Source organism: Klebsiella terrigena, from assembly GCF_012029655.1.
In the GTDB taxonomy this organism is placed as follows: Bacteria; Pseudomonadota; Gammaproteobacteria; order Enterobacterales; family Enterobacteriaceae; genus Klebsiella; species Klebsiella terrigena.
Window position 1 is genome coordinate 3,324,381 of record NZ_CP050508.1, and the last position, 11,879, is coordinate 3,336,259.

At 57.4% G+C, this 11,879-nt stretch carries 9 protein-coding genes; 3 read left to right on the forward strand and 6 right to left on the reverse strand.

The features are described from left to right. Positions 1-136: 136 nt before the first annotated feature. Entirely contained in the window at positions 137-2,734 is a 2,598-nt protein-coding gene (gene topA / locus HCK03_RS15630; RefSeq protein WP_123551331.1) for a type I DNA topoisomerase, read from the reverse strand. A 411-nt stretch (positions 2,735-3,145) separates the two neighbouring features. Here topA and HCK03_RS15635 point away from each other — a divergent pair, with 411 nt between their 5' ends. Then, positions 3,146-3,397 (forward strand): YciN family protein, encoded by a 252-nt coding sequence (locus HCK03_RS15635; RefSeq protein ID WP_041145184.1) that lies wholly within the window; start codon positions 3,146-3,148, stop codon positions 3,395-3,397. Between the two features lie 61 nt (positions 3,398-3,458). On the opposite strand, the gene sohB is transcribed toward HCK03_RS15635, so the two are convergent. After that, positions 3,459-4,505 (reverse strand): protease SohB, encoded by a 1,047-nt coding sequence (sohB, locus tag HCK03_RS15640; RefSeq protein ID WP_041145183.1) that lies wholly within the window; start codon positions 4,503-4,505, stop codon positions 3,459-3,461. Positions 4,506-4,760: 255 nt separating this feature from the next. On the opposite strand from sohB, the gene HCK03_RS15645 reads away from it, so the two are divergent. Together HCK03_RS15645 and cobO are read left to right on the forward strand one after the other, a co-directional pair. Continuing rightward, positions 4,761-5,522: a YciK family oxidoreductase gene (locus HCK03_RS15645; protein ID WP_041145182.1), complete on the forward strand. Its 762-nt coding sequence runs from the start codon at positions 4,761-4,763 to the stop codon at positions 5,520-5,522. Further along, positions 5,519-6,109 carry a cob(I)yrinic acid a,c-diamide adenosyltransferase gene (gene cobO, locus HCK03_RS15650; RefSeq protein ID WP_076945384.1) on the forward strand — a complete coding sequence of 197 codons (591 nt, stop codon included), beginning with the start codon at positions 5,519-5,521 and terminating at the stop codon, positions 6,107-6,109. The genes HCK03_RS15645 and cobO overlap by 4 nt, the downstream gene beginning before the upstream one ends. Here cobO and HCK03_RS15655 read toward each other — a convergent pair. From HCK03_RS15655 to rluB, 4 genes are all read right to left on the reverse strand, one after another. Then, positions 6,081-7,055, reverse strand: a complete 975-nt coding sequence (locus tag HCK03_RS15655) for a helix-turn-helix transcriptional regulator (protein WP_115193023.1) — start codon at positions 7,053-7,055, stop codon at positions 6,081-6,083. The genes cobO and HCK03_RS15655 overlap by 29 nt on opposite strands. A gap of 24 nt (positions 7,056-7,079) precedes the next feature. Then, positions 7,080-9,431 (reverse strand): beta-glucosidase, encoded by a 2,352-nt coding sequence (locus HCK03_RS15660; RefSeq protein WP_167691862.1) that lies wholly within the window; start codon positions 9,429-9,431, stop codon positions 7,080-7,082. Between the two features lie 18 nt (positions 9,432-9,449). Continuing rightward, entirely contained in the window at positions 9,450-10,814 is a 1,365-nt protein-coding gene (locus tag HCK03_RS15665; protein WP_167691863.1) for an MFS transporter, read from the reverse strand. A gap of 174 nt (positions 10,815-10,988) precedes the next feature. Then, positions 10,989-11,867 (reverse strand): 23S rRNA pseudouridine(2605) synthase RluB, encoded by an 879-nt coding sequence (rluB, locus tag HCK03_RS15670; RefSeq protein ID WP_041145177.1) that lies wholly within the window; start codon positions 11,865-11,867, stop codon positions 10,989-10,991. Positions 11,868-11,879: the final 12 nt, after the last annotated feature.

Consider the following 11,879-nt stretch of genomic DNA (forward strand, 5'->3'; position numbering starts at 1 on the left):
TCTACAGTGTATAGACGCTAACGGAAAATAATAAGGCGGTTATAAGCCCGGATAAATGCGGCAAAACTTCAAGGATTTCAGCAATCAACGGGAAAAGAAAAGGGCCGCAGTGCGGCCCTTTTGAGGGGTAAGGCGCTTACTTTTTCGCTTCAGTCCACTTGCCGTCGATGTAGAAGGCTGACCAACCGGTCGCTTTGCCATCTTTTTCCGACGCAACGTACTGCTGCTTGGTTTTACGGCTAAAACGCACCAGCGTTTTATTGCCTTCCGGATCCTGCTGCGGCGCATCGGCAAGATAACGCAGCTTCTCGGCGAGGCGGTCACGGAAGCGGTACAGCTCCTCAACCAGCGGCGCGCGAGTTTCGCGGGATTTCGGGAAGGTGTTTGCCGCGAGGAACACGCCGGCTGCACCGTCACGCAGAACAAAATAGGCGTCCGATTTCTCGCACGGCAGCTCCGGCAGCGGAACCGGATCTTCTTTCGGCGGCGCCACTTCCCCGTTACGCAGAATTTTGCGCGTATTCTTACATTCGTCGTTGGTGCAGGCCATGTACTTACCGAAACGACCCATTTTCAGGTGCATCTCAGAACCACATTTCTCACACTCAACTACCGGGCCATCGTAACCCTTAATGCGGAACTCGCCCTCTTCAATCTCATAGCCGTCGCAGGTCGGGTTGTTACCGCAGACATGCAGCTTACGCTTAGGATCGATGAGGTAGCTGTCCATTGCCGTGCCGCACTTCTGGCAGCGACGCTTGGCGCGCAGCGCGTTGGTTTCGGCATCGTCGCCTTCCAGCACGTTGAGTACTTCGTTTTCCGGCACCAGGTTAATGGTGGTTTTGCAGCGCTCTTTCGGCGGCAGCGCGTAGCCGGAGCAGCCGAGGAACACCCCGGTGCTGGCGGTACGAATGCCCATCTCACGACCGCAGGTCGGACAGTCGATGCTGGTCAGCACCATCGGGTTAGGCTGCATGCCGCCCTCTTCCGGATCCTTCTCCGCCGTTTCCAGCTGAGCGGTAAAGTCACCGAAGAAGTGATCCAGCACCTGCCGCCACTCGGCCTGATGGTTCGCCACCTGGTCGAGACGGTCTTCCATCTGCGCGGTAAAGTCGTAGTTCATCAGATCGCGGAAGTTCTCTTCCAGACGATCGGTGACGATCTCACCCATTTTTTCCGCATAGAAGCGACGGTTTTCAACCCGAACGTAGCCGCGATCCTGAATAGTCGAAATGATCGACGCATAGGTTGACGGACGGCCAATACCGCGTTTTTCCAGCTCTTTAACCAGCGATGCTTCGCTGAAGCGCGCAGGCGGTTTGGTAAAGTGCTGCGCCGGGCTAAGTTCAACCAGGCTTAAGCTATCGCCCTGATTAACCACCGGCAGGACGCGGTCTTCATCGCCCTTGCGCAGCGCAGGCATGACTTTCGTCCAGCCATCAAAACGCAGCGTACGGCCGCGCGCCTTGAGCTTAAAGTCGCCGGCTTTCACCGTCAGGGTGGTAGAGTCGTACTGCGCTGGCGTCATCTGACAGGCGACAAACTGGCGCCAGATCAGCTGATAGAGCTTCAGCGCGTCAGATTCCATACCTTTTAAATCTTCCGCCATCACGTTCACATCGGAAGGACGAATCGCTTCGTGCGCTTCCTGCGAGTTTTCTTTGCTGGCGTACTGGTTGGCGTTCTCCGGCAGATACTTTTTACCAAAGTTATCGCCGATGTAGCCGCGCACCATGCTCAGCGCATCCTGACTCAGGTTGGTAGAGTCGGTACGCATATAGGTGATGTAGCCGGCCTCATACAGACGCTGCGCCATCATCATGGTTTTCTTCACCCCGAAGCCCAGACGCGTGCTGGCCGCCTGCTGCAAGGTTGAGGTGATGAACGGCGCGCCCGGCTTGCTGCTGGTCGGCTTATCTTCGCGTTCCAGCACGCTGTAGCTGGATTTCTCCAGCAGCGCGACGGCAGACATGGTCTCATCGCGGTTAACCGGACGGAACGGCTTATCGTTCTTGTGCGTGACCTGCAGCGCTAAAGCGTCGCCGCCAGGCGTCGTGGTGCTGGCGTCAATCTCCCAGAACTCTTCCGGGACGAAGGCTTTAATTTCGCGCTCACGTTCGACCACAAGGCGGACGGCAACGGACTGAACGCGGCCTGCGGAGAGGCCACGCGCTATTTTTTTCCACAGCAGCGGAGAAACCATATAGCCCACAACGCGGTCCATAAACCGGCGCGCCTGCTGGGCATTAACGCGATCGATGTTCAGTTCGCCCGGCTTGTCAAAAGCCTGACGGATCGCGTTTTTAGTAATTTCGTTAAATACAACGCGGCTGTAGCGTTTTTCATCACCACCGATAACTTCCCGCAGGTGCCATGCAATGGCTTCCCCTTCGCGGTCAAGGTCAGTTGCGAGATAGATGTGGTCGGCTTTTTCAGCCAACTGCTTGAGTTCTGAAACTACCTTTTCTTTACCCGGGAGTACTTCATAGTGCGCATCCCAGTCATGCCACGGGTCGACGCCCATGCGATTGACCAGAGCGCTACGTTCGTCCTTTTTAGGCTTTTTGGCCCCTTTGGTGGCGGTAGAGTCGGCGCTCTTTTTGGAAGCTGAGCCACTGGTCGGCAAATCGCGGATATGACCGACGCTGGACTTAACCACGTAGTCATTACCCAGATACTTATTGATCGTTTTGGCTTTTGCCGGGGACTCAACGATAACGAGAGCTTTACCCATATTCACCTTTACCTAATTTGATTCATCCAGGAATACATCGCACATTGATTCACCATCCGCTGGCGACGTCCGTCATATGTTGCGTCGTCGTCGAAGGATATCAACCCTCTGCACGTCCGGCCTCACGTCCATAAAACCAGATAGCCGGGTTTACTGACTTTGTCTAGCCAGGCGACATAGCACGAATAATTTTTGGCCGAATGTCAAGCAAATCTGCTGCCAGATCGCTGAAAGCGTCACACTGTACCTGATAAAATTCGTTACGCAACTTTATTAGCATGCAAAAACGAATCCTGCCAGTAAAGTCATGTTTCTTAGGCCGTTGTCAGTACCCCTGCAGAATAAATGGAAAATTTGCCCCTGCCCGCCGCGCGGCGTAAACTATTGCGCGAGGAATCACAGGAGGCCGTAATGCAAGGTACAACCCAACCCATCGATCGCCAGACGCTGCTTGAAAAAGCCAATAAACTTATTCGCGAACATGAAGATACGCTAGCCGGGATCGAAGCCACCGACGTCGTTCAGCGCAACGGCATTCTGGTATTTAGCGGCGAGTTTTATCTTGACGAGCAGGGTCTGCCTACGGCGAAGAGCACGGCGGTATTTAACATGTTTAAATACCTGGCGCACGCGCTGTCTGAAAAATATCATCTGGTCGATTAAGCCCTTGCGTGTGGCAGGGCGCTAAACGATAACGCGAGGCCAGGGCCTCGCGTTATTTTGCCTACATCAGCGGTTTTTGTCCCCGCTGCCACCAGCGCAGCAGCAGACGATCGGCGCTTTCAGCGGCGCTGCCGGTGAAGCGGTCAAACATCTTTTTCCTCTGCTGATAGCGCACGCTAATCACGTCGTGGCTGTCGATCAGCCCCAGCAGCAGCTCATCGCTGGTTTCTACGGCATCGACCAGCCCTTTCTCCAGCGCCTGAACGCCGTACCAGTGCTCGCCGGTCGCCACCTGCTCAATATCCAGCGTCGGCCGCATTTTGTGGACGAAATCTTTAAACAGCTGATGGGTATCGTTCAGATCTTCCCGGAACTTACGCCGCCCTTCGTCGGTGTTTTCACCGAGCATCGTCAGGGTGCGCTTGTACTGCCCGGCGGTGTGCAGCTCAATATCGATATCCTTGTTCTTAAGGAAACGATTAATGTTTGGGATCTGCGCGACCACGCCGATGGAACCGAGAATGGCAAACGGCGCCGAGACGATTTTATTGGCCACGCAGGCCATCATGTAGCCGCCGCTGGCGGCAACTTTGTCTACCGCCACCGTCAGCGGAATTTGCTTGTCTCGAAGGCGCTGCAGCTGCGAGGCGGCCAGACCGTAGCCGTGCACCACGCCGCCGGGACTTTCGAGGCGGATAATGACCTGATCGCGCGCTTTCGCCGTTGCCAGCACGGCGGTGATCTCTTCGCGCAGGCTGCTCACCTCGTGGGCGTCCATGCTGCCTTTAAAGTCGAGCACCCAGGCGCGCGGTTTGCCGTTTGGCTCCGTCGAACCAAGCTTCGCCCGCGCCTTCGCGGCCCTGGCTTCCTGCTTGAGCTTTTTCTTTTGCGCTTTATGCCAAAGCTTCTGCTGCGGGCCATCGAGCAGCGCTACCGCGAGCTCCTCCCGCATCTCTTTATACTGCTCGCTAAGGTTGGTGACCCGCAGCTCCCCGCGCTGTTTCTTACGCTGAGCGAGGTTAACGATAATTGCGGCGATAACCGCAATAGCGACGACAACAGTCGCGATTTTGGCCAAAAATAAGCCATATTGAGCAAGTAATTCCACGTTTTCACCTTGTGTAAACCACTGACGTTGAAGCACAGTGTACATCAGCCTTTGCCGGGAAGTCTCTGCGCTTTGTGTCCTGTGCGAGGCGCCTTCTTGTTTTTTTCAGCGACGATGAAATCGTTGCAAGATATTAATTCCGCAAAGAGTTTCCGCTTCGCCGATTGCATTACCCGGCCGTTTCAGGCATAAAACGCAAAAGTGAACGACCGAAGAGAAAGCGTGACCCGTCAGCAGGTCACCCAAGGAGTCACCGTGCACTATCAGCCGCAGAATCATTTATTGAAAGATCGCATCATCCTGGTGACCGGCGCCAGCGACGGGATCGGACGCGAAGCCGCGCTGACCTACTCCCGCTACAGCGCCAGCGTTATCCTGGTCGGCCGTAACGAAGAGAAGCTGCGCCGCGTAGCGCAGGAAATTGAGCAGGACGGCGGGATCCCGGCGCCCTGGTTTACGCTCGATCTGCTCACCTGCACCCCGCAGGAGTGCCAGCAGCTGGCACAGCAGATAAGCGTCCACTACCCGCGCCTCGACGGCGTATTGCACAACGCCGGTCTGCTCGGCGACGTCTGCCCGATGGACGAGCAGAAGCCGGAAGTCTGGCAGCAGGTTATGCAGGTCAACGTCAACGGTACCTTTATGCTGACCCAGGCGCTGCTTCCTTTATTACTCAAGTCCGAGTCCGGTTCGCTGGTTTTCACCTCATCAAGCGTAGGTCGTCAGGGTCGCGCCAACTGGGGCGCCTACGCGGCGTCAAAATTTGCCACCGAAGGGATGATGCAGGTGCTGGCGGAGGAGTATCAGAGCCGCCACCTGCGGGTTAACTGCATCAATCCGGGCGGCACGCGCACGCAAATGCGCGCCAGCGCCTTCCCGACGGAAGATCCACAAAAGCTTAAGACCCCCGCCGATATCATGCCGGTTTATTTATGGCTGATGGGCGACGATAGCCGTCGCAAAACGGGAATGACCTTCGATGCCCAACCGGGGCGCAAACCAGGAATTGCACAATGAGTGAAGAACGCCACCGCGAACGCCAGCAGCGGGTAAAAGAGAAGGTCGACGCCCGAATCGAGGCAGCCCAGGAAGAACGCGGAATTGTTATCGTCTTTACCGGCAACGGCAAAGGTAAAACCACCGCCGGTTTTGGTACCGTTACCCGCGCCATCGGGCACGGCAAAAAGGCCGGCGTGATCCAGTTCATTAAGGGCACCTGGCCCAACGGCGAACGCAACCTGCTGGAGCCGCACGGCGTCGAATTTCAGGTAATGGCGACCGGCTTCACCTGGAATACCCAGGATCGCGAAAGCGATACCGCCGCCTGCCTCGCCGTGTGGCAGCACGCTCTGCGCATGCTGTCAGACGAGAGTCTCGACATGGTTCTGCTCGACGAGCTGACCTATATGGTGGCCTATGACTATCTGCCGCTTGAAGAGGTGCTTAGCGCGCTGCGCCGTCGTCCGGCGCAGCAAACGGTGATTATCACCGGCCGCGGCTGCCATCGCGACATCGTGGAGCTTGCCGATACCGTCAGCGAATTACGCCCGGTTAAGCACGCCTTTGACGCCGGCATTAAGGCGCAGATGGGCATTGACTACTAAGCGCCAGCCTCTCCAGCAGCGCGCCGTTTAGCGCCAGGCACAGGCAATCCTCGCCCTGAGCCAGCACGCTTTCGACGCTGTTTTGTCGGGAAATAAAGCGCTTACGGTATTCTGTCGGCGTCAGCCCGCAGTATTTTTTGAAGGCGGCAATCAGGTACTTATGCTCCTGAAAGCCGCAGCTATGACTAATTTCGGTGATCGGCGTGCGGGTATCGCGCAGCAGCGTCTTCGCCTTATTCAGCCGCACCAGCGTCAGATACTCCTTGAAGTTGTGCCGGCTCACCTTCTTAAACAGCCGCGAAAACCACGAATAGCTCATTCCGCTGCGGCTCGCCACCTCGCTGAGGGTCAGCGGCTGGTCAAAATGCTGGTTAATAAAGTCGATGCCTTTCTTTATCATCGCCTCTTCGCGCAGGGAGCTTTCCGCCTGCGGCACCGCGTCCCCCGCCAGCGTCAGCGCATCGAGCAGGAGATAGATAGTCGCGATGCGTTGGAACGGGGCGCGGTTGTCAATCAGCTGGCTGAGCAAGCTCAGGAGCCGTTGACGCACGACGCCATCGGCCTCGCTGCCGCCGCGCCCCGCGGTGCACCAGCTCAGCACCGGCGCGGGATGGAGCTCATCGAACAGGCCCGGTGAAAACTGCACGGTCACCAGCTGGCTGCCGGCCTCCTCCGCGCACAGCGAATGCACCGCCTCGGCGTTGATGTACAGCATGTCTCCCTGAGCCAGCTCCACGCTCTGCTGGCCGACAACGATAGCAAAGCGTCCCGTCAGCACGGTTATCAGCTCCGGCGCCGGGTGCCAGTGCGGTTCGCAGTAGCGTACCTCGGCGGCAAACGCGTTCAGCTTCTCGGCATCAAAAGCAATCAGCTCGTAGCCGCTGTTCACCGTGTGCCGCCCGGCTTCCGTCGCCGAACGGGGGTGAGTGACTGAAAAGGGAAACATGCGCCATCTCCTGTAGTCGGGCGGTTATTCGCGCCCGGCAAGGACGCGATTCAGCTCATCGCTGTCAATATCAAGCGCCAAAAACTCCGTCAGGGCGATCAGCAGGCCGCAGAAGAGATCCGGCGCCAGCTGGATCAGTCTCTCGCGGATCTGCGCCGGCGGCAGCTGGCTCTTGCGCGCAATCAGGGCAACCACCCGGTCAAGCGCCTCGGGCTGCTGGATCAGCTGCTGCAGCGAATTGTCGTCCCGCAGCGGCACGTAGCGCGGCGCAGTGGCCACTTCGACGTCGGCGACGAGAGGCAGATCGCGCGAAGAGCCGCCAATCCGCACCTGCCAGAGGCCCGGAGTGATAACCCAGTCCGAAAGCCCTGGATGATAGCAGGCCAGGTCGGCAATCGGCAGCTGCAGGCTGACGCGACGGCTCTCGCCGGGGGCAAGGGCTACTTTACAGAACGCCTTCAGCGCCCGATCCTCGCGGATCAGCTCACCGTCCGGCGCGCTGACGTACAGCTGCGCGATCTCTTTCCCCGCCCGATCGCCGTCGTTGGTCAGGGTGAACGAGACGGTCAGCGTCTCGTCAGGCCCGACGCGAGAGGCGGAAAGTTCGGCCTGGCCGTAGGTAAACCGGCTGTAGCTAAGGCCAAAGCCAAACGGGAACAGCGGCGTCATCCGGCGTTTGTCATAGTAGCGATAGCCGACAAACAGCCCTTCACCGTAATGGTGACGCAGGTTCTCTCCCGGGTAGTTGAGCCACGCCGGCGTCTCTTCCAGCGTATTCGGCACCGTCACCGTCAGTTTACCGCAGGGGTTACGCTGGCCGAAAAGAATTTCCGCCACCGCCCGCCCCATGCCCTGCCCGGCGAAGAAGGTTTCCAGCAGCGCTTTACACTCCGCCAGCCACGGCATCACCACCGCATCGCTATTGGCCAGCACCACCACCACGTTGGGCTGCACCGCCGCCACCTCGCGGATCAGCCGTTCGTGTACCGCGAGGATGTTTAAATCATGACGGTCGCCGTTTTCGCCATCCTCACCCACCGCGGTACTGACGAAGATAACCGCCACGTCCGCCTCCTGCGCCACCGCGCACGCCTGGGCCAGCGCCTGTTCATCGCAGCGCTCGTCATCCGGAGCGCCAACGGCCCAGGTCACGGTAAAGTCGTCGCCCGCCAGGTCGAAGATCTCGTCCAGCGGACGATCCAACAGATAGGGTACCGTGGTGGCACAGCCCGATCCCTGAATCACCGGCTCCTGCGCCGGCTTGCCCAATACCGCAATCCGCCGGCTGCGCTCCGGGGTCAGCGGCAGGAGGTTATCTTCATTTTTCAGCAGGACGATTGACTCGCCGGCCAGCTGCTGCGCCAGCTGGTGATGGGCCGTGAAGTCGACCCGGGTCTCCGGGCGACGGTTGCACTGCACCTTTTCCAGCAGCGCCAGCATTCTCCGGCAGGCGCGGTCGACCACCGCCAGAGGCACCTCTCCTGACTCGATCGCCGCCAGCAGCGTCCGCTTGTCGCGGCGGGTTTCCGGCATCGCCAGATCGTTGCCCGCCAGCAGCGACGCCGGGCGGTCCTTGATGCCGTACCAGTCGGACATCACCAGCCCGTCGTATCCCCACTCATCCCGCAGTACCTGGGTGAGTAAAAAGGGATCCTGCGAAGTTTGTACGCCGTTGAGGCGGTTGTAGGAGGACATTACCGTCCACGGCTGCGATTTCGCTATCGCCCGCTGGAATCCGGCGAGGTAGATTTCACGCAGCGCCCGCTCTTCGATTATCGAATCCATCTCGGTACGGCGATATTCAGAATTATTGGCGGCAAAATGCTTGAGGCTGGCGCCTACTCCTTCGTGCTGCAGGCCGTTGATCAGCGCCGCGGCAATATCGCCGGAGACAACCGGATCTTCGGCATAGTATTCATAACCCCTGCCGGCGAGCGGCGTGCGGCGAATATTGATGCCGGGCCCCAGCAGGATCCCGACCCCCATCTGCTGACATTCGCGGCCCAGCGCCTGGCCCATCTGATAGACCAGCTCCACGTCCCAGCTACAGGCTAAGCTGGAGCCGTTAGGAAAGCAGGTTGCCGGCAGTGAGGCGCTGAACAGCGCTTCGCTGCCGCCTTTTGCCGCCGGTTCCTCCGCGCTGACCAGGTCAGCGGTTTGGGTGATGACCGAAATAAAGTCATCCATGCTCCACTTTTCGCTGCCGTCGATTTGTGCGCTGCTGTAGCGCACGCCGTAGGTTCCGTCGGTCATCACGATATCGTTGATACCATGCTGCGGCAGCGATGCCGTGCGCCACAGGCCGCTGCCGGTCAGCAGCGCCACTTTTTCCTCTGCCGTCATGGCCGCAATCACGGTATTAAATTCACTCTTCATCTCTCTGGCTCCCTGAGGTTACAGCGCATTCTGCTTGCGCAGGCTAATTTTATGGACAATATCGCGGTAGGTTTTTTCATCCAGCGAATAGCACGCCACAAATATGGCGCTGAGGGCAAACATGGCGCCGGGGAATAATGTCATCAAAATATTAATCCCGTTAATCGCGCTCGCCGTGATATTCCCTGCGTCATAATGATAATAGTCCAGCATCCATCCCGCGCAGCCACCGCCAATCGCCATCGCGATTTTAGTGATGAAATTAAAGAAGCCGTAGATCGCGCCTTCACTGCGCACGCCGTGATGCCATTCGGCATATTCTACGGTATCGGCAATCATCGACCACATCGCCACAAAACCCATCCCCAACGTAATACTATACAGGCACACTCCGGTCATAATCAGCCACAGGTTATTTCCGGCCACAAAATACTGCATCATCACCCCCAGGATACCAATCCCCAGAGCAATCAGCGTCATTCTCTTTTTACCCATCAGGGCAATAACTTTTTCAGAAATAACCGTACCGACGATATACGCAGCTGACTGAATCAAAAAGAAGGTCGCGGTATAGCCTTCGCTGCCAATGATATATTTAATAAAGTAGATCGCTATCGCCATCCAGACGGTATAGGCAATATAGAAAAACACCGTAAACAGCGACAGGTTAAGCAGCGGTGTATTGCCCGTTACCGCACGCAGCATCTCGCGCAGCGTCGGCGCAGGCGCCTCATCCTCGTCTTCGCCCACCCGCTCTTTAGTCATGCCAAAACAGGCGAGGAACAGAAAAGTGGCCAGCAGCGCAAAGCACGAAACCGCGAAAACGTAGCCCGTCTGTTTATCCGTAAACGGCGAAATTAGCAGGTCGGCGGTCGTCGAAACAATTAAATAGCCAACGATCGCCAATACGAAGCGATATACCGACAACGACGAACGCGAGGCTTCATGCTGCGTCAGGCGGTTGGTCAGCGCCGAGTACGGCGTATTGACCGCCGTATATGCCAGGCAATATATCGTATAAGAGATTAAGGCAAAGTAGAATTTCGCTTCGCTGCCAAACGGCACGAAGCACAGCACCGTCAGAAAGCCCAGCGGAATCGAACCGTATAATAACCAGGGACGCAGCTTACCGTAGCGGCTGTGCGTTTTATCAATCGCCAAACCAATCAGGATATTAAAGATAGCATCAATGACTCGGGCAATAACAAATATCAGACTGGCCTGCACCGCGCTAATGCCATAAATATTGGTATAGAAGAAGAGTAAAAACAGCGAGACGAAACCAAATGATAAATTAGAAGCAAAGTCACCGAAGCCGTAACCTACTTTCTCTTTAACGCCGATAACCACATAGCTGGCCGATAGTTTTCCTGCTGTATCCATTTTTGGCTACCTGTTTTTGTAATCAGTGTTGCCAGTATATGGCGTTCGCCGCCGCTTCACTTTGCGTTATTTGTCCGGGTATTTCCTGTTTTTTGTCTTTATAAGGAAGTGTGAAAGGAGTCACATCAGGAAGGGAAAATAAGCGTCCGGCGGGAGCCGCCGGACGCGTCAACATCAATCTTTGCCACGACCCGCAGAGCGGCGGTTATTGCTGCTACCTACCTGGCTATGGCGTTTAACCGCGCGGCGGATCTGGTTCGCCTTCACGCGGCGACGATCTTTTTCTACCGCCACTTTAGACGTGGTTTCTGCCGGCAGCTCCACCAGCTCGCGCAGGTAGTTAGTCTGCGCCAGATCCAGCTCGGTATAGCCGCCGCGAGGCAGGCCTTTCGGCAGCAGAATGTCGCCGTAGCGCACGCGGATCAGGCGGCTAACCTGAACGCCAACCGCTTCCCACAGGCGACGAACCTCGCGGTTACGCCCTTCCGTCAGGGTGACGTTATACCACTGGTTAATGCCTTCGCCGCCGGTGAATTTGATGGTTTTGAAGGCAGCAGGGCCATCTTCCAGCTGCACGCCGCGGGACAGCTGGCGCAGTTTGTCTTCATCGACCTGACCGAACACGCGCACGGCATATTCACGCTCAACTTCGCGGCTCGGGTGCATCAGTCGGTTCGCCAGCTCGCCATCGGTGGTGAACAGCAGCAGGCCGCAGGTATTCACATCCAGACGGCCTACCGCAATCCAGCGCGCGCCGCGCAGCTTTGGCAAGCGGTCGAAGACCGTCGGGCGGCCTTCCGGATCGTTGCGGGTGCAGAGCTCGCCTTCCGGCTTGTAGTAGGCCAGAACGCGGCAAATTTGCTCCGCGGACTCTTTCACCGAAATCAGGTGACCATCGATACGAATTTTTAAACCAGGGACAATTTCTACGCGATCGCCGAGGGTGGCGATTTTGCCATCGACGCTGACGCGGCCAGCTTCGATTTTAGATTCAATTTCACGGCGGGAGCCGTGGCCGGCGCGGGCCAGCACTTTCTGTAGTTTCTCGCTCATTGAGCTTCCTTA

Coding starts and splice junctions, on each gene's coding strand:
- topA (WP_123551331.1), bottom strand. CDS start 2,734: ATGGGTAAAGCTCTCGTTATCGTTGAGTCCCCGGCAAAAGCCAAAACG.
- HCK03_RS15635 (WP_041145184.1), top strand. CDS start 3,146: ATGCAAGGTACAACCCAACCCATCGATCGCCAGACGCTGCTTGAAAAA.
- cobO (WP_076945384.1), top strand. CDS start 5,519: ATGAGTGAAGAACGCCACCGCGAACGCCAGCAGCGGGTAAAAGAGAAG.
- HCK03_RS15655 (WP_115193023.1), bottom strand. CDS start 7,055: ATGTTTCCCTTTTCAGTCACTCACCCCCGTTCGGCGACGGAAGCCGGG.
- HCK03_RS15660 (WP_167691862.1), bottom strand. CDS start 9,431: ATGAAGAGTGAATTTAATACCGTGATTGCGGCCATGACGGCAGAGGAA.
- HCK03_RS15665 (WP_167691863.1), bottom strand. CDS start 10,814: ATGGATACAGCAGGAAAACTATCGGCCAGCTATGTGGTTATCGGCGTT.
- rluB (WP_041145177.1), bottom strand. CDS start 11,867: ATGAGCGAGAAACTACAGAAAGTGCTGGCCCGCGCCGGCCACGGCTCC.